General features: G+C 62.0%; 15 protein-coding genes. 4 read left to right on the top strand and 11 right to left on the bottom strand.

Annotation, left to right across the window (positions count from 1 at the left end; genetic code table 11):
* Window positions 1–31: 31 nt before the first annotated feature.
* Window positions 32–1,015 carry a LysR substrate-binding domain-containing protein gene (locus QD408_RS07860; protein WP_414138915.1) on the bottom strand — a complete coding sequence of 328 codons (984 nt, stop codon included), beginning with the start codon at window positions 1,013–1,015 and terminating at the stop codon, window positions 32–34.
* Window positions 1,016–1,078: 63 nt separating this feature from the next.
* Between QD408_RS07860 and QD408_RS07855 the strand changes: the two genes are divergently transcribed.
* On the top strand, window positions 1,079–1,825 hold the full coding sequence (locus QD408_RS07855) for an SDR family oxidoreductase (RefSeq protein ID WP_414138914.1): 747 nt from the start codon (window positions 1,079–1,081) through the stop codon (window positions 1,823–1,825).
* A gap of 109 nt (window positions 1,826–1,934) precedes the next feature.
* On the opposite strand, the gene QD408_RS07850 is transcribed toward QD408_RS07855, so the two are convergent.
* Entirely contained in the window at window positions 1,935–2,663 is a 729-nt protein-coding gene (locus tag QD408_RS07850; protein ID WP_414138913.1) for an endonuclease/exonuclease/phosphatase family protein, read from the bottom strand.
* 135 nt (window positions 2,664–2,798) lie between these two features.
* Between QD408_RS07850 and QD408_RS07845 the strand changes: the two genes are divergently transcribed.
* On the top strand, window positions 2,799–3,758 hold the full coding sequence (locus tag QD408_RS07845) for a lysylphosphatidylglycerol synthase domain-containing protein (RefSeq protein WP_414138912.1): 960 nt from the start codon (window positions 2,799–2,801) through the stop codon (window positions 3,756–3,758).
* On the opposite strand, the gene QD408_RS07840 is transcribed toward QD408_RS07845, so the two are convergent.
* The gene (locus QD408_RS07840) at window positions 3,705–5,225 is read right to left on the bottom strand and encodes a phospholipase D-like domain-containing protein (RefSeq protein ID WP_414138911.1); all 1,521 of its coding nucleotides are present in this window, start codon (window positions 5,223–5,225) and stop codon (window positions 3,705–3,707) included. The two genes, QD408_RS07845 and QD408_RS07840, sit on opposite strands and share 54 nt — an antisense overlap.
* 100 nt (window positions 5,226–5,325) lie before the next feature.
* Between QD408_RS07840 and QD408_RS07835 the strand changes: the two genes are divergently transcribed.
* Window positions 5,326–6,573 (top strand): DUF763 domain-containing protein, encoded by a 1,248-nt coding sequence (locus QD408_RS07835; RefSeq protein ID WP_414138910.1) that lies wholly within the window; start codon window positions 5,326–5,328, stop codon window positions 6,571–6,573.
* A 69-nt stretch (window positions 6,574–6,642) separates the two neighbouring features.
* On the opposite strand, the gene QD408_RS07830 is transcribed toward QD408_RS07835, so the two are convergent.
* The 3 genes from QD408_RS07830 to QD408_RS07820 all read right to left on the bottom strand — a co-directional run bounded on the left by QD408_RS07830 (window position 6,643) and on the right by QD408_RS07820 (window position 9,946).
* A complete protein-coding gene (locus tag QD408_RS07830; protein ID WP_414138909.1) occupies window positions 6,643–7,635 on the bottom strand; it encodes a DUF4105 domain-containing protein in 993 nt (330 codons plus the stop codon).
* Between the two features lie 316 nt (window positions 7,636–7,951).
* Window positions 7,952–8,869 carry a DMT family transporter gene (locus tag QD408_RS07825; protein ID WP_414138908.1) on the bottom strand — a complete coding sequence of 306 codons (918 nt, stop codon included), beginning with the start codon at window positions 8,867–8,869 and terminating at the stop codon, window positions 7,952–7,954.
* Window positions 8,870–9,046: 177 nt separating this feature from the next.
* Entirely contained in the window at window positions 9,047–9,946 is a 900-nt protein-coding gene (locus QD408_RS07820) for a LysR family transcriptional regulator (protein WP_414138907.1), read from the bottom strand.
* A gap of 148 nt (window positions 9,947–10,094) precedes the next feature.
* Between QD408_RS07820 and QD408_RS07815 the strand changes: the two genes are divergently transcribed.
* On the top strand, window positions 10,095–11,423 hold the full coding sequence (locus QD408_RS07815; RefSeq protein ID WP_414138906.1) for an alkyl sulfatase dimerization domain-containing protein: 1,329 nt from the start codon (window positions 10,095–10,097) through the stop codon (window positions 11,421–11,423).
* A 67-nt stretch (window positions 11,424–11,490) separates the two neighbouring features.
* On the opposite strand, the gene QD408_RS07810 is transcribed toward QD408_RS07815, so the two are convergent.
* The 5 genes from QD408_RS07810 to QD408_RS07790 are packed head-to-tail and all read right to left on the bottom strand — an operon-like array spanning window position 11,491 to window position 16,711.
* The gene (locus tag QD408_RS07810; protein ID WP_414138905.1) at window positions 11,491–12,234 is read right to left on the bottom strand and encodes an ABC transporter ATP-binding protein; all 744 of its coding nucleotides are present in this window, start codon (window positions 12,232–12,234) and stop codon (window positions 11,491–11,493) included.
* Window positions 12,231–13,085, bottom strand: a complete 855-nt coding sequence (locus QD408_RS07805; RefSeq protein WP_414138904.1) for an ABC transporter ATP-binding protein — start codon at window positions 13,083–13,085, stop codon at window positions 12,231–12,233. The genes QD408_RS07810 and QD408_RS07805 overlap by 4 nt, the downstream gene beginning before the upstream one ends.
* Window positions 13,082–14,017 carry an ABC transporter permease gene (locus QD408_RS07800; RefSeq protein WP_414138903.1) on the bottom strand — a complete coding sequence of 312 codons (936 nt, stop codon included), beginning with the start codon at window positions 14,015–14,017 and terminating at the stop codon, window positions 13,082–13,084. Before QD408_RS07800 ends, QD408_RS07805 begins: the two co-directional genes overlap by 4 nt.
* 4 nt (window positions 14,018–14,021) lie before the next feature.
* The gene (locus tag QD408_RS07795) at window positions 14,022–15,119 is read right to left on the bottom strand and encodes an ABC transporter permease (RefSeq protein ID WP_414138902.1); all 1,098 of its coding nucleotides are present in this window, start codon (window positions 15,117–15,119) and stop codon (window positions 14,022–14,024) included.
* Between the two features lie 5 nt (window positions 15,120–15,124).
* Window positions 15,125–16,711: an ABC transporter substrate-binding protein gene (locus QD408_RS07790; RefSeq protein WP_414138901.1), complete on the bottom strand. Its 1,587-nt coding sequence runs from the start codon at window positions 16,709–16,711 to the stop codon at window positions 15,125–15,127.
* Between the last annotated feature and the right edge of the window lie 17 nt (window positions 16,712–16,728).

Here is a 16,728-nt window from a genome sequence, read left to right as displayed (position 1 = left end):
TCCATCCGCCATCTGGGAGCGTATGCGGGACTTACTCTTGTTTGATGGAGGATGACAGCAGCCTTGCGTCCTGTCCCAGAAGCACGACTGCTTGTTCATCGAGTAATGTGAGGAACGCTTTCGTTCTGGCAGCCGGGCGCGGCGCCGGTGGATAGATGGCATGAACTTCCATCTGCCTGAATTCATAGGATGGCAGGATCGGCACCAGCCTTCCTTCCGCGATTTCCCGGCCGCATACGGGGGCAAACAATGCGCCTATTCCCCTGTCCGCCAGCACCGCCTCCATGAGCGGCCTCCAATGATTGACGCGCCATGTCGTGCGGATGGGCACTTCTATCCGCCCGCCATCCGGACCGATCAGATGCAGCCGCTCATCCGCCGCAAAGCCGGCGAAGCGGATGAAAGGGTGCGCCGCAAGCTCTGCAGGTTTTCGCGGCGCCCCTTGCCGCTCGATATAGCCGGGAGAGGCCAGTAGAAGTCGCTGGATTGTTCCCAGTCGGCGAGCGATGAAATTGCCGCTGCCGATCTCACCGATGCGGATGGAGAGATCCACACCTTCGGTCGTCGGATCGACAAAACGATCATTTAAGGTCACATCGATCGCCAGAGCCGGATGCCGTGTCTGGAATTCGACGAGCAGCTTCGACAATGTCATCTCGCCAAGCCCATGTGGGGCTGCGATCCGAAACGTTCCGGTCAGCGATGTCTCCGCCGCGGCGACCGAAGCCTCTGCCTCCTCGGCGGCTTCGATGGCGCGCTTGGCATAGTCGTAGAAGCGCGCGCCGGCATCGGTCGTCTGTACCGAGCGGGTCGTCCGGTAGAGCAACCGTGCGCCCAGATGCTTTTCCAGTTTCTCGATACGTTCGCTGACGGTGGGTTGGCCAAGGCCGAGATCCCGCGCGGCAGTCGAGAGGCCGCCGCGTTCGACGACACGAGTGAAGATGCGCATAGCTGAAAGCATATCCATATCCACATTATATCGTCTTTTACGATAAATAATATCGAAGTTTGCCATCTTCTGAAGAATATACCGATCGGCGAATTTGGGTTGGCCAACAATCCAACCGGAGAACTAGTCTTGCAAATTAACGTCATTCAAGCCGGCAAGAACCAGCCTCAGTCGTTCCAGGGCCAAAATGTCATCATCATCGGCGGCTCGTCGGGCATCGGTCTGGCGACCGCCAGGCGAGCCAAAGATGCCGGCGCCAACCTGTTTCTGATATCCCGCAATTCGCAGCGTCTCGGAGAGGCTGCTAAAGCGATCGGCGGCGCGACCCAGATTGTCTCGGACATTGCCGCGCCGCGGCCGGATATATTTGCGGGCATCGATCGGATCGATCACCTGCTGATCACGGCCGGGACGGTGCAGCTGCAACCGCTCAAGGATCAGTCCGAGGCCGATCTCTTGCAGGTCATGAATGAACGCCTGATCGGGCCGCTGCTCGCGATCAAGATTGCTCTTCCCCTTTTGCATGCCGCAAGCTCGATTACCTTGACCTCCCGGCAGTTCGCCTCGCGCCCCGCAGCCGGCGGCGCGGTAGTGGCCGCCGCCGTTGCTGCTGTCGAAAGCGCGGCGCGTGCGCTCGCCATCGAGTTGTCGCCGACGCGCGTCAATGCGGTTTCTCCGGGATGGGTGGATACTCCGTTGCTCGATGGCCTGATGGGCGACGCGAAGCGGCAGGTGCTGGAACAAACCGCATCGATCCTGCCCAGCCGCAACATCGGCGCGCCGGACGATATCGCGCAGGCCATCCTCTTCCTGATGGCCAACCGCTTCGTGACAGGAGAAGCATTGCATGTGGATGGCGGCGGCCGCTGGGTATAGCGGAGGATCTGAGCTCACCTTCGGTCCGCGTCTCACGAACATTGACCCCGGCAGCCAGATGTTGGCGGGGATTGTCCGTTTTCTCGTTGAATACGGCGCGACGGAGCGATCAGGCGAAGCCGATTTCCGCAAGCAGCGGAAGATGGTCCGAGGCGACGCGTGTCAGCCGGTTTTGGAGCACGGCTGCCCTGCCGACGACGAGATCGTCGGTGACGAAGATGTGGTCGAGGCGCATCAGTGGATAGCGGGAGGGAAAGGTCGCTCTCGGCGCGCCCGGCCCGGCGAGCTGCGCATCTTTCAATGTTCGCGCGACGAGCCGGTAGGTCGCGGACGAAGGAATGGCGTTGAAATCGCCGCAGAGAACGGTCGGCAGGGGCGCTTCCGCCGTGCCGTGCAGCCAGCCGGAATTCAGCAGCGTCGTCATCTGCTTGATCCGCTCGCGCCCGCGAAGGCCGAGATGGGTGTTGACGACGAGGAGCTTTCTGTCGCCGACCGCAATTTCGACGGAAAGCGCGCCCCGGGTCTCGCCGATCGAGGGCAGGGGGCCTGATTTGACCGCGCCGGTCGGCAGGGCGGTGATGATCGCATCGCCATACTGCTCCTCGGCAACCGACAGCGCCGGATGGAAATGCGCCTGCATCTTCAGGAGTGAGGCGATCACATGGGCCTGGTCGATGCCGCCGGTCCTGCGCCTGCCGACATCGACCTCCTGAAGCGCGATGATATCGGCCTCCGTTTCGGCGATGACGGAAGCGATGCGGCCGGGATCGAGCTTCCGGTCGCTGCCGATGCAGCTGTGCACGTTATAGGTCAGGAGTTTAATCGGTTTATTGCGCATAGGTCCGCTGAAAGCACGTTTCCCCCGGGAATGGAAAAGGAGAGCCGCGAAGGTGCGGCTCTCCTGGGAACACAGAACTCGTTTGATCGTTCCAGAAGACGAGCCTGCCGCTCGCACTTCGGAAATGGATGATCGATGAGCCTGAAAAAGATAATCTTGAATGGATTGCTGGTAGCCGCCCTTTGTCTCGCGGTCTTTCTTCTTTACCGGATATTCCAGCAATATAGCCTGGATGAGATCGTCCAATCGGTTCGAAGCATCCCGCTTTCGACCTTCTTCACGGCGCTTGCCTTCGCAGCCGCATCCTATCTCTGCCTCAGCTGTTTCGATCTGCTCGCAATCCGGTCGCTCGGCAAATCCTTGCCCTATCGCAAGATCGTGCTCGCCTCGTTCATCAGCCTTTCGCTCGGCCACAATATCGGCTTTGCGGGCCTGAGCAGCGGCGCCTTCCGCTATCGATACTATTCACGCTGGGGGCTGACGACGGAGGATGTGGCGAAGATCATCCTGTTTTGCGGCGTCACCGTGGGGCTTGGGCTCGTCACGCTCGGCGGCCTTGCCCTGATCGTCAATCCTGGCGATGCAGCGCGCTTGCTGCGCGTCGATGCGGCAAGCGCCCGCATCTTCGGCCTGCTGGCGCTGATCGTGCCGGTCGTCTATGCGGGTTTGGCGTTCTTCGTCCGCGGCAAGCTGCGGCTGTGGCGCTGGTCGTTTCAGCTGCCGCGCTTTCCGATCGCGGTCGCGCAGGTGGGCGTCGGGACGATCAATTTCATGCTGGTGTCGGCCTGCCTGCACCAGATGCTCTCGACCTTCGGCAACGTCGCCTTCTTCCGCTCGGTCACGGCTTACGTGCTCGCCAATTCGGCGATCCTCGCGACGCATGTTCCGGGCGGTCTCGGCGTGCTGGAAGCGACCGTCTCCTATGCCGTGCCGCAGCAGGCGTCGATCGGCGCGCTGATCGCCTTCCGCTGCGCCTATTTCTTCATCCCGCTGGCGCTCGGCGCGACACTTCTCCTCATCAGCGAGCTCATCTTCCGATGGTCACGCGGCGCGGGCGAAGAGGCGGGCGAGCGCGCCGAGGCCCAGTCGGTGTAGGAGCAGGAAGGGCCGGGCCGGATCGAAGATCGCGGTGCCCGTGATCGGCGAGATTTTACCCGACAGTTCGACGGTAAATTCCCTGAGGCCGCGAGCGCCCTCGTTCAGCGCGTCGATCGCCTCGATCATCGAGCCGCTTTGCGCACAGGCGGCGGCAAAAGTCTCGGGAGCCGTTCCGAGATATTCGGCCAGCAGGCGATTGCGCAGTTCCGCGATCGCGCGGCGATGCTCGCCGTTTTCAGCCTCGAACAGCAGATCGCATTCGGAATCAAGCCCTTCCGAGCGATTGTTGAGATTGGAAGAACCGATCCGCGCCAGCTCGTCATCGGCGATCATCAATTTGGAATGGATGAGCACCTCGACCTCGCTGTCCGTCTGTACTGACAGCTCGGCCTTTTTGGGCCCGGGCACGACGGGATAGTAGACCCGCAGGCGGTTGGCGCGATCGGCGCGCTTGAGGCGGCGGATGACTCGGTCGCGGTTGCTGCCCATGACGAGCTTTTCGATCAGCCCGTGAGAGCGGCGCGTGCAGATGACGACGATCTCAGGCCCGTCCTTCTCCTGCAATCGTGCGGCAATGGCGTCCGCGACGCGAAAGGAGGCGAGATATTGCGCCTCGATATAGAGATGGCGCCGGGCGCGGGAAATGATCTCCAGGGTCGAGGCGATGCCGTCGCTGATGCCGCTGCGCCAGGTGGTCGCCGGCTCGGTCAGGGCGAAACCGACTGGGATGTCGTGCAGCGAAACCGAAAGGTCGTCCGGCCAGGCGAAGGGCATGCTCCCGGCAAGCGGCAGATGCTTTTCGCCGGTGGCGGCTTCCCAGCGCCGTCTGGCGATATCGCCGATCAGCCGGGCGGCGCCACCCGTGACCATTGCCTGCACGTCATGCAGCGGATCGTAGGACACGCCCTCGGGATCGCGCCGCAGCCTGTCCCTGGCGCGGTGGCGCCGCGTATCCCATCGCCGCGACGTCAGGTCTATGCCCCCGATGAAGGAGACCGCGTCGTCGATGCAGACGAGTTTCTGGTGGTGGCAGCCACGAAGGGCGACCTGGAGATCGAAGCGCAGATCGATCCTGGTGTTCTTGGGGAAGTTCTTCTTGCGAAGCACCTGCAGGGATTTTTCCGAATAGATCGGCCCGAGCGTCCAGATGAGGATGCGAATTTCGAGCTGAGGATTTGCAACTGCCAGGTCGTGTAGCAGGTCGGCCAATGTTTCTTCGGATTTTTCCGGTTCCAGCAGAATGTCGGGATTGAAATCCCACCCGACGATCCAGATGGTATGTTGCGCCTGCCGCAGCGCCCGCGAGACTTCGGCGAAATATTTATTGCCGTTGATCAGAAAGGCGGCTTTGTCAGCGCGTCCCTGGAGGCGCAATGCCGTGCTTCCCTCTTTTTCGCCGCTTGGATGTTGCGCTTTTGTTCGGGTCAGGTACGGTTGACTGGATATGGTTTCAAATGCGGTCATGTTTGCCTCGGTCGTTTGACTGAAAGCAAACGCCTGGAATTTCACAGGGTTCCCGATGGCATGACGAGCGGCCCCGTGGTGCAGGATATAAGGAAACGAGATGTCACAGCGGGCAGGCAGCGCCGATCTTCCTCTTCACGGGGGACGCGTGCCGCATTGGCTCGGCGACCGGATGACGCGGCTGGGAACACTGATTACCGAGGCGATTGTCCATCACTACGGCCGCGACGAATTCCTGCGCAGGCTCGCCCATCCTTTCTGGTTCCAGTCCTTCGGTGCGGTCATGGGCATGGACTGGCATTCCTCCGGCATTACAACCAGCGTTCTCGGTGCGCTGAAACGCGGGCTGAAGCCGCGCGCCGGCGAACTCGGCCTGCATGTCTGTGGCGGCCGCGGCACGCATTCACGCAAGACCCCGCAGGAGCTCGTCTCGATCGGCGAGCGTGTCGGCCTCGACGGCGAGGGGCTGGCGACGACGAGCCGCCTCATCGCCAAGGTCGACAGCGCCGCCCTGCAAGATGGTTTCGACCTTTATCTCCACGGCTTCATCGTCGCCGACGACGGCCATTGGGTGGTGGTGCAGCAGGGCATGAACGGCGACCGGCGGCAGGCCCGGCGCTATCACTGGCTCTCCGAAGGGCTGGAAAGTTTCGTCGACTCGCCGCATGCGGCAATCGAAGGCCGGAGCCAGGGCGAGATCGTCAATCTTGCCGACAAACGCGCCGAGCGTTCGCGGCGCGGCCAGCTCGACCTTCTGGCCACACTCGGCCCCGATAGGATCGTGCGCGAGGCTTCGGCGCTGTTGCGCGCCGAAGAGCCGGCGCCGGAACCTGCCGCACAGCCGATGCTGCCGCATCTGATCATGCCCGCCCATCATGATGTGCGCGAGAGCGACGTCAACATGCGGCGCCTGCACGGAAACCTGGCTGCGGCCGCCGATCGCGGGCCGGCGGATTTCCAGGAACTGCTGCTCGTTCCCGGCGTCGGCGCCCGCACGGTGAAGGCGCTGGCGATGGTGGCGGAGGTCGTGCACGGCGCGCCCTGCCGTTTCTCCGACCCGGCGCGCTTCTCGATCGCCCACGGCGGCAAGGACCGCCATCCCTTCCCGGTGCCGCTCAAGGTCTATGACGAAACGATCGGCGTGATGAAATCGGCGGTGCTGAAGGGCAGGCTCGGACGCGAGGAAGAGCTGCAGGCGCTGAAGCGCCTGGACGAACAATCCCGCCAGATGGAACGCTACGTCACCGGCCCCGACCTCAAGGAAATCATCGCCGGAGAATTCCGCCAATCCGCCGATTTCGGCGGCCGCAGCGTCTTCGGCTGGGAGCCGCCGATGGGTGAGGATTAGGCCATGGTGGCGAAAGTGTCAGCGATTTTCGAGCGCCGTCGATTCCAACTTTCGTGGCCGATGTGCCGTTCAATCGAGCGGTGAAGGCACACCCTCACGGATCGCTTTGGAAAAATCCTCGGAAGCGCCGGCACCTTTTGCCCGCACGGCGATATGCGCCGCCGCTTTCAGTTCCTCAAAAGGCAGATTCATGTCGAGCGCTTTCCGGTCATAGGCGAATTCCGGAAGGTAGCCGTTCACGATCAGCCGCCAATCGAACGGAAATGTAGCGCCAACGGCCCGCATCATTTTGGCGGCAGTCGTAGTGCAGTTGGTCGTGAGGGAGTTGTAGAAGCGCGGGTGTTCGGCGAGCGTGTTCGCATCGCTCACATATTGCAGGAGAAGCCGTGCGGCGTTGGCCGGCGGAACGCGCATGCGAAAGAGCTGAACGTCCTCGCCGCGTATGTTGGATCGGACACGAATGACGTCGCTTTCGGTGGCCGCGATGATGACGAGGGGATTGCTTTTGAAGAGATCGCCGATCGGAGAGAATTTACCCCCGGCCGTTCTCCGCACCTCGATCGACCATGCCAGGTATTGACCGTCATCGAACCCAAAACTCAGGATCATGTGCGCCATCTCCGGTCCTGCCCAATAGGACATGAACAAATCGAGGCCCCTGAGCTTGCTCAGGTCGTAGGTTCGCGACTCCCATTTTTCCACAAAACCGCCATCTGTTTTCCAGGCAAAATTTCTGACATTGGTCAGCGTGAGCATGTTGCCGTCGACCGTGCCTGTCACCTGCCTGGCGACGTCTCCCGCCCAGTTGGCCGTCACCGGGGGCTTGATCGAGTTCCACCACACTGCGATGCCTGCAAAACATAGGATGAAGGGAAGGATGACGACGAGGCGCGGCTTCCAGATCATGGAAATTACCGCGGCAACACCGACCAGTGCGAGGACGCCGGCCGCGACCGCTCGGATCGGCGGGGATTCCGGCAGACGGTAGAATAGCGCGAGAGAGGTCCAGATGGTCGCCAGCAGAAACGCTACGCCGAAAACGGCCCTTGCAGCCCGAAACATTATCCGAACGGGGAGGGGCGCTTGCCGCCGCCCGGGGCTCGCAGATCTTGACGCACTTTGGCTGTTGTTGAAATTCATGACGCCTTCCTATCCTTGGTGAAGGTCAATCGATGATTTCGATGTTCCAGACATTTGGCGAGGACCGAGAAGGCGTCCTATCCGGAGGCGCATTATCGATGCTCGGGATGGTCTGGCTCCCGTGACGAGATGGCGAACAATCTGTCTTGAACTGTGGACGCTTGTCCAGGTCCGCATCGGACAAAACAAGAAGAATCTTACGAGCGGACGACAGTCGAATGCCGGCTCGGCTCGTCTCTCAATGCCCGTCCGGCGGGATGGCTTCCGCCGGAACCGTTTCCTTCAAATTCTTCCGGTGGAAGATGAAGAGGCCGGCGAAGACGATGATGGCGGCGCCGACGACGATCTGCGTGTCGGGGATATCGTTGAAGAAGATGTAGCCGAGCACGATCGCCCAGAGCAGCAGGGTATATTGCAGCGGGGCGAGCAGCGAGGCCGGCGCGAGCTTTAGCGAGCGGGTGATGAGCAGATGCGCGCAGGTGGCGACGACGCCAAGGAGCAGCATACCGGACCAATCGATAGGCGTTGCCGACTGCCAGTGGCCGATGCTGAGCACGATGCCGGTGATAAGCGCGGCGATCGTCTGCCAGGTTACGAGCGTCGTGTCGCTGGTCGAACGGAGATAACGGCTCATGACAAGCGACAGCGCGAAGGCGAAGCTGCCGGCAAGGCCGAAGAATGAGGGAAGCGACAGCATCGCGGTGGACGGGCGCAGCGCGATGACGACGCCGGCGAAACCGACCAGAACGGCGAGCCAGCGACGCCAGCCGATCTTTTCGCCGAGGAAGAAATGCGAGAGCGCTGCAATGTAGATCGGCCCGGCCATGTAGAATGTCATGACGTCGGCGAGCGGCAGATAGGCGACGGCCGCGTAGAAGAGGGCGACATCGCCGGTCGCCATGGCGACCCGCATGAACTGGAGACCTTTCTGCTCGACACGGAACAGGGCCATCGGCCCTTGCCGCAGGATCATTGGCCCGAGCACGATGAAAGCGCCGATCGAGCGGATCACCAACACCTGGCCGACGGCAAAGCTCGCCACCAGCCACTTGCCCATCGCATCGTTCAGCGCAAACAGCAGATCGCCGAGCAGCATCAGCACGACGCCGGTCAGAATCAGGTTTCCGGCATTGCCGACGGCCGCATTCGTCTTCATTTCTCGAATCCTCGCGAAAATGGCCGCGCGTGCGCGGCCGACTGCGGCTTCGGCCTTAAAGCAGTCGATGTCAAGTGTTCACTTGTGTACAGACGCCACGAGTGTCCGGCTTGGTGCGGCAGCCGGTCAGCAGCGCTTTGTGCAGAGCGCCGAGGCTCGGAAAAGGAGTGATCGCATTCAACAGGCGAACGGGACTTTGCATTTGTCTTCGATGACGCGCAGGTGAGCCGAGCAGAAGTCGAGGTAGGCGCGTACGATCGTGGATGGATGTCGCTGCCGTCTGTAGACGAGATTCAGAGGACTATCGGCAAACGGATGCTCAGTGAGCAATTCCACTAGGTCGCCCCTTTTGAGATATTCGACGGCAAGGAAGGAGGGCAGTTCCGTTGCGATGTCCCCTGCGAGGGCTCTTGTCCTCAAGTGGAGATAGTCGTTCGCAGTGAATGTTGCCGCTACCTTATGCGCGTGGCCGCCGAGCGTCCAGACGGGGCGGGCATCGAGGGTAGAACCCCATGCGGCACAAGGATATTTGCTGAGGTCGGCCGGATGGCGCAACGCGCCGTGCCTTTCGACAAGTCGCGGGCTGGCAACGAGGATATGGCGGAATGAGAGCATTTTCCGGGCAACGACGGTGTCGTCGGCGATCGCGCCAACCCGAAGCCCAACGTCAACGCCATCGGCGAAGAGATCGACACGTCTTTCTGTTGAATAGACGCTGATCTGAATGTCCGGATGAGCGCGCTGGAACAGACCGAGCAGTTCCCACCACGGTTCGAAAGACTGCGGAAGCGACAGGCGAAGACGCCCTACCAAACGAGCCTGATCGCTCATGACAGAGCGTTCAGCTTCCCGTAGCGCCTCGATCCCGCCGCTTGCGTGCTCAAACAATCGAGACCCTGCTTCGGTGACACGACAGCCGCGGGCGGTGCGCTCTAGAAGCTGGACCTTGAGGTCACTTTCAAGCTCCGTAATTCTCCGGCTCAGCGTTGGGAGAGGAACACTCAGCCGCTTGGCGGCGGCAGAAAGACTGCCCACCTGAGCGACTGCGACAAACATGCTGACAGCGTTGTAATCCATAAGAGGCCTATCGTTTATGAAAGACCCTTTGTCAAATTGTGGCCTATCCTACCGAAAACGGAGAGCCTACTTAGCATGAGGGAGGCGGAGCCGCTGCCCCTTCGGAGGCAAGATGCCCAGTGCAAGGAAACGTAAAGTAGGAGCAGTCATGGCTATTGTCTCAATTTTTGGCATGACGGCTCCAGCTTTCGCTGGCGACGATTTCTCAGGACGCGAAAAGCTGACGGCACACTCTGAGGAATTCCACGCGCGTATCGTAGAAGTTGCCGAGGGCATCTATACCGCCATCGGTTATTCCGCCAGCAACGTCACCCTGATCCAGGTGGACGGCGGCTCGATCATCGTCGATACTTCCGCCAATCCTGTCGACGCTAAGGCGATCGTCGAGGCTTTCGGCGACCGCATGGCTCATCCGGTTCGTGCGATCATCTACACTCACAATCATCCCGACCACACGGGAGGCGCAACAATATTCGCAGCTGACGACAACCCGGAAATCTACAGCCACAAGCTTCTGGTCACGGCCTCGCAAGACATGGGGCGTGGACGACGTGACGGTGGCGATGTATTCGGCACCGCTCTGCCCGACGCCCAGTTCATCAACGCCGGCACACAGCTGGAATATGGCAGGACGACGCCTCATACACGGGAGGGATTTTTGGCGCCCACGCGAACGTTCAGCGGAGAAGACGAACGCCTGATAATCGCCGGTGTGTCGATCGAAATGATCCTCATCCCTGGTGAGGCTGACGAAAACATCTCGGTCTGGCTGCCGGACCGCAAGGTGCTGATCGCCGGCGACGTCTTGCTGAAGGCATTCCCCAATATCGCGCCCCTTCGCGGGCTGCCTACCCGTCCGGCGGACAAATGGATCGCGAGTCTGGACAAGCTGATCGCTCTGAATGCCGAATATATTGTTCCCGGCCACATGAGCACGCTCGCCGGCGTGGAGGAAGTCAAGGATGCGCTCACGGCTTATCGGGACGGCATCAAGTTCGTCTATGACAAAACCATGGAGGGGATCAGCAAGGGCAAGACCCCTGACGAGTTGGTTCAGGAAGTAAAATTGCCTGCGCGACTCGCGCAACACCCATATCTGCAGGAATACTATGGCACCGTAGCCTGGGCTGTTCGCGGCATTTACTCACAAAACGCGGGTTGGTTCGACGGCAACCCAACGCATATCTTCCCGCTGACCGACAGGGAACGGGCCGAAAAGCTCGTCGCGCTCGCAGGCGGCAAGGAGAAAATGCTGGAAGGCGCGCAAGCATCGCTCTCGGCTGGGGAATTCCAGTGGGCTGCCGAGCAGGCTGATTACATCCTCGCGATGCAGCCGCAGAATAGCGAGGCCATAAATTTAAAGGTACAGGCGCTTAGAGGCCTTGGGGAACGGCAGATGAATGCTACGTCCCGCAATTACTATCTGACCGTGGCTCAAAGCCTGGAGAACCGGGTGGAAGCCAGCCGCTCCAAGTAGCGGCGCGCCCGCGATGCCGACGTTCGGGACTGCGAACTGCTTTCTGTCAGCGGGAAGCGCAGGAGAGCTACGCCCGACCATACATCCGACTCGCGCGCAGCAGGCGCTGCGAATAGGGATGCTCCACCGCGCCTCTTCGCAGGGCCTCGATATCGACCTCTTCGACGATTTCCCCTGCTTCCATGATGGCGACGCGGCTGCACATGTGGGAGACGACGGCGAGGTCGTGGCTGACGAGGAGATAGGTGAGGCCGCGCTCCTTGCGCAGGTCCTGCAGCAGATTGAGGATCTCGGCCTGGACCGAGACATCGAGCGCCGATGTCGGCTCGTCGAGAAGTAGGACGTCGGGGTTCAGCATCAGGGCGCGGGCGATCGCCACGCGCTGGCGCTGCCCGCCGGAGAGCTGATGCGGAAACCGGTAGCTCAGCGCCGGGTCGAGGCCGACCGATCTCAGCACCGCGTTCACATCGACGGAATTCCTGTCCAGCCCCTGGTTGCGCAGCGGCTCCTGCAGCTGCGAGCGGATGGTCTTGCGGGGATGGAGCGATCCGTAAGGGTCCTGGAACACCATCTGCACCCGGCGGAAGAACGGCCGGCCGCGCTGCCGGTCCAGCGTATCGCCGTTGAGCGCGATCCGGCCGTCGTAACTGGCGTTGAGGCCGGAAAGCGCCCGTAGAACCGTTGATTTGCCGCAGCCGGATTCGCCGACCAGACCGAAGGCCGTGCCGCTTTCGACGGCGAGATTGACGTCTCTGACGACAGGCCTTTGCCCATGTCCGAAACGGATGGTGAGATTGTCGATCCTGATCATCGCGGCGGCTCCACTGCAAAATCGTCAAGCCAGGCGGGATCGCGCTTCAGGATCGGCAACCGGGCTGGCGGATCTTCGATCTTCGGCAGGGAAGCCAGCAGCCCCTGCGTATAAGGGTGTTTCGCCCTGTCGAGATCGCGGGCCTCGAGCACTTCCACGACGCGGCCGGCATACATGATGAGGACGCGGTCGCAGAAATTGCGGATGAGGTTCAGATCGTGGCTGATGAAGATCAGGCCAAGATTGCGGCGCAGGACCAGTTCATCGAGCAGGGCCAGGATTTCGAGCCTCACCGTTACGTCGAGCGCCGATGTCGGCTCGTCGGCGATCAGCACTTCGGGTTCGGCGATCAGCATCATGGCGATCATCACGCGCTGGCCCATCCCGCCCGATATTTCATGCGGATAGAGACGGGCGACACGCTCGGGATCGCGGATCTTGACCGCCTCGAGCATTTCGAGCGCCTGGCCATGAGCCTTCCTCGCGCTCTCCCTGGGATGGTGGAGACTATAGGTTTCGGCGATCTGTTCGCCGATCCGCATCACCGGATTGAGCGAATATTTCGGATCCTGCAGGATGAGCCCGATCCGCCGTCCCCGGACCGTCATCATCGTTCTCTCGTCCGCCTTGAGCAGGTCGAGGTCGCCAAAGCGCATCCGCTCGGCGCTGACATGCGCCCTCGGCGGCAGGAGCTTCATGATGGCGCGGCCGACGGTGGATTTGCCCGATCCGGATTCGCCGACGATCCCGAGTTTTTCCTGCCCGAGCGTAAAACTCACGCCGCGCACCGCGCGCATGTGGCCGCCGCCATAGGCGATTTCGAGGTTGCGGATATCGATCAGCCCGGTCATTCCGCCCCCCTGGGATCGAGGACATCGCGAAGCGCATCGCCGACGAGGTTGAAAGCGAGGCTGACCAGCGCGATGGCGATGCCGGGGGCGGCGATCACCCATGGGCTGTCGAGCATGAATTCGCGCCCGCTGGCTGCCATCGATCCCCATTCCGGCCATGGCGGCTGCGCGCCGAGGCCGAGGAAGCCCAGACCGGCGGCGGTGATGATGATGCCGGCCATGTTGAGGGTGACGCGGACGATCACCGAGGGAATGCACATCGGCAGGATGTGGCGGGTGATGATCGCGATCGAGGTCGCGCCCTGCAGGCGCACGGCGGCGATGTAATCCGCCTTGCGCAGGCTGAGCGTTTCGGCGCGCGCCAGCCGCGCGATCGGCGGCCAGGCCGTCAGCGAAATGGCGATGATCGCATTGGTGATGCCGGGGCCGAGGGCGGCGGCAAAACCGAGCGCCAGCACCAGCCCGGGGAAGGAGAGGAAGATATCGGTGATGCGCATCAGGATTTCGTCGACGATGCCGCCGAAATAGCCGGAGAAGGTGCCGATCAGCAGGCCGAGCGGCGCGACGATGATCGTCACCAGCATGATGATATAGAGCGTCGTGCGCGCGCCGTAGATCACCCGCGCAAAGACGTCGCGGCCGAAATTATCGGTGCCGAGCCAATGCTCCGCCGAAGGCGGCGCAAGCCGCCCGGCCATATCCTGGACGATCGGGTCGTAGCTCGTCAGCAAGGGGGCCGCGGTTGCTACCACGATCAGCAGCACGATGATGACGAGGCCGGCAAGACCGAGCGGGTGCAGGCTGAACTTCTGCCAGCCTTGATGGATCTGCTGCGCCGAGGATTGAAACCAGCCCTGAGGCTCCGGCGCCAGCAGCCATCCGCGAAAGCCGGCGGCATGGGTGCTGTCTGCGTCTTCGGTGGAGATCGTCATGGCGTCACCGTGTTCTCGGATCAAGGATGCGATAGAGGACGTCGGACAGGATGTTGATCGTCAGGAAGACGGCGCCGATCGTCAGCACCGAACCCATCACGACGTTCATGTCGTTCATCTGCAGCCCGCGAGTGAGGTATTGGCCGAGCCCCGGCCAGCCGAAAACCGTCTCGATCAGCACCGCGCCTTCGAGCAGCCCGCCGAAGGTCAGCGCCAGGATCGTCAGGAGCTGCACGCGGATGTTCCTGAAGGCATGGCGCCAGACGACCTTGCGGGTGCCGAGGCCCTTTGCCCGCGCGGTGATGATGTATTCCTGGCTGAGCTGCTCCAGCATGAAGCTTCGCGACATGCGGCTGATATAGGCGACGGAATAATAGCCGAGGATCGCCGCCGGCAGGAGGATGTGGCCGAGCGCGTTGTGAAACACGTCCCATTGGCCCTGGATCGCCGCATCGATCAAGAGAAAGCCGGTCATCGGCGTGACGAGGCCTTCGTAGAAGACGTCGACCCGGCCCGACGCGCCGACGAGCTTCAGCTTGGCGTAGAAGATGAAGAGCGCCATCAGGCCGGTCCAGAAGATCGGAATGGAATGGCCGGCAAGCGCGACGATGCGGGCGATGTGGTCGATGATCGTCCCGCGCTTGACCGCAGCGGTGATCCCCAGGGGGATGCCGACGATCGCCCCGATGATCATGGCGATGATGGCAAGCTCGATGGTCGCCGGAAAAATCGTCATCAGGTCGGTCAGGATCGGCTGGCCTGTCGTCGCCGACATGCCGAGGTCGCCCGTGGCGATCTTCCCGACATAGGAGAGGAACTGCATCCAGATGGGCTGGCCGAGCCCCAGCTCGTTATAGACGCGGTCGTAAACCTCCTTGCTAACCTCCGCCCCGGTGATTGCGAGCACCGGGTCGGCAGGCAGCAGCCGGCCCATCGAGAAGGTCAGGAAGAGCAGGCCGAGCAGCGTGGTGACGACCGCCACTGCACGTCCCGCCAGCCGCCGCAGCAGGCTCAGCAGCGGGTGCGGGGCCGCCTCGGCGAACCCGCTTCCCGCCGGCTGGCGGCTTGCCTCCTGCTTCGATGTCAGATCGGCGCTCGCCACGCGCTCTACTCCTTGGTCACGTCATGCCAGCGTGTCGACCATGTCGTGTGGCCGTGATAATTCTTCACGTTGGCGCGCATGACATAGGGGTCGGTTCGCTGGAAGAAGATGACGAGCGGCGAAGCCATGCCGGCATAGATGCCGTCCATCTTCTTGAAGATGTCGGCGCGCTTTTCCGTGTCGCGCTCCCGCATCGACTGGTCGATGAGCGTGTTGAGCTCGTCCACCTTCATGCCGGTGCGCCAGAGATAATAGCTGCCGAGGCGTGCCTCGTCGCTATTGTCTGGGTTGAAGGCATATTGCGTGGCGACGGCGAAGGGGTCGGGCAGGCGGGCGCCGGAATTGCCGAGCAGCACTTCGAACTTGCGCTCGCGGAAGGCGGGCGTGAATTCGCCGGGCACGAGATCAAGATCGAAACCGGCGGCGCGTGCACTCGCCTGCAGCGCTTCCGCAAAGGGCAGGGTTGGGGCTCCCGAGGGGTTGAGCACCTTCTTCAGGCCGTTCGGATATCCGGCCTCCGCCAGCAACTGCTTGGCCTTGGCGGGATCGTAATCGTAGCGGACGGCGGTTTCACCGGGCGCGCCGATCATGCCGCGCGGGATCATCGACTGCCAGGGGAAACCGGTATAGCGCATGATATTGCCGGAGATCGCCTTCCAGTCGAAGGCGTGCTGGAAGGCCTCGCGGACCTTCGGCTTCTGCAGGTCCGGATCTTTCTGGTTGAGGGCGATATAGTAGAAGCCGAGACCCGGCACGTTCTCGATCACCATATCCTTGTTGCCGGAGAGCGCATCGAGATCGCCGCTTGCGACATACTGGCCGACATCGACATCGCCTGCTTCGAGCTGGAGCCTGAGATTGCCGGATTCCGGGATATGGCGGGCGACGACGCGGGCCATGGCCGGCTTGCCGCCCCAATATTTCGGCTGCGCGTTGAAGATCGCCACATCGTTCGGCCGCCACTGTGCGAGGCTGAACGGGCCGCTGCCGGCGGAATTGGCCGAGAGCCAGGCGCCGCCGAAATCACCGTTCGCCTCATGCGACAGCACCGTCCTCTTGTCGACGATGCCGATCGAGGAGCCCGCCAGCGAATAGAGCACCAGGTCGGTATTGACCGCCTGCGGCAGCTCGATCTCCAGCGTGTGTTCGTCCTTGGCGCGCACGAGCTTTTCGACGTTGTCGGCCGTAAAGCCCCAGAGCGCGACGTCGGTGGAGCCGACCTGGCCCATCTTGATGACGCGCTGGATCGACCAGGCCGCATCCTCGGCGGTCACCTTGTTGCCGCTCTGGAAGACCGCGTCGTCGCGCAGGGTCAGCGTGATGACCTTGCCATCGGGCGAGACCTCCCATTTCGTCGCAAGCATCGGTTTCAGCGTCTTGAGATCGTCCGGCGACAGCTGCACGAGGTTGTCATAGATGTTGGAGATCAGCTCGGAGACCGTGCGGGCATTGTTCTGGGCCGGATCGAGCGTCCGGATACCGGTCAGATTCGTGCCGATGACAAGCATGTTGGGCGGCGAGGCCGCCAGGCTCGGCTGCGCCGCCATCAGCGCGCCTGTCATTGCGATCGTCGTCAGTAGCTGTTTCAGCATCTCAAGACCTCCCAATC

This window comes from Rhizobium sp. BR 249, from assembly GCF_047445895.1.
Taxonomy (GTDB): Bacteria; Pseudomonadota; Alphaproteobacteria; order Rhizobiales; family Rhizobiaceae; genus Rhizobium.
Note: the sequence above shows the minus strand (reverse complement) of the source record. Positions and strands in the feature narration are given on the sequence as shown.

Coding starts and splice junctions, on each gene's coding strand:
- QD408_RS07860 (WP_414138915.1), bottom strand. CDS start 1,015: ATGGCAAACTTCGATATTATTTATCGTAAAAGACGATATAATGTGGAT.
- QD408_RS07850 (WP_414138913.1), bottom strand. CDS start 2,663: ATGCGCAATAAACCGATTAAACTCCTGACCTATAACGTGCACAGCTGC.
- QD408_RS07845 (WP_414138912.1), top strand. CDS start 2,799: ATGAGCCTGAAAAAGATAATCTTGAATGGATTGCTGGTAGCCGCCCTT.
- QD408_RS07840 (WP_414138911.1), bottom strand. CDS start 5,225: ATGACCGCATTTGAAACCATATCCAGTCAACCGTACCTGACCCGAACA.
- QD408_RS07835 (WP_414138910.1), top strand. CDS start 5,326: ATGTCACAGCGGGCAGGCAGCGCCGATCTTCCTCTTCACGGGGGACGC.
- QD408_RS07830 (WP_414138909.1), bottom strand. CDS start 7,635: ATGTTTCGGGCTGCAAGGGCCGTTTTCGGCGTAGCGTTTCTGCTGGCG.
- QD408_RS07825 (WP_414138908.1), bottom strand. CDS start 8,869: ATGAAGACGAATGCGGCCGTCGGCAATGCCGGAAACCTGATTCTGACC.
- QD408_RS07820 (WP_414138907.1), bottom strand. CDS start 9,946: ATGGATTACAACGCTGTCAGCATGTTTGTCGCAGTCGCTCAGGTGGGC.
- QD408_RS07815 (WP_414138906.1), top strand. CDS start 10,095: ATGGCTATTGTCTCAATTTTTGGCATGACGGCTCCAGCTTTCGCTGGC.
- QD408_RS07810 (WP_414138905.1), bottom strand. CDS start 12,234: ATGATCAGGATCGACAATCTCACCATCCGTTTCGGACATGGGCAAAGG.
- QD408_RS07805 (WP_414138904.1), bottom strand. CDS start 13,085: ATGACCGGGCTGATCGATATCCGCAACCTCGAAATCGCCTATGGCGGC.
- QD408_RS07800 (WP_414138903.1), bottom strand. CDS start 14,017: ATGACGATCTCCACCGAAGACGCAGACAGCACCCATGCCGCCGGCTTT.
- QD408_RS07790 (WP_414138901.1), bottom strand. CDS start 16,711: ATGCTGAAACAGCTACTGACGACGATCGCAATGACAGGCGCGCTGATG.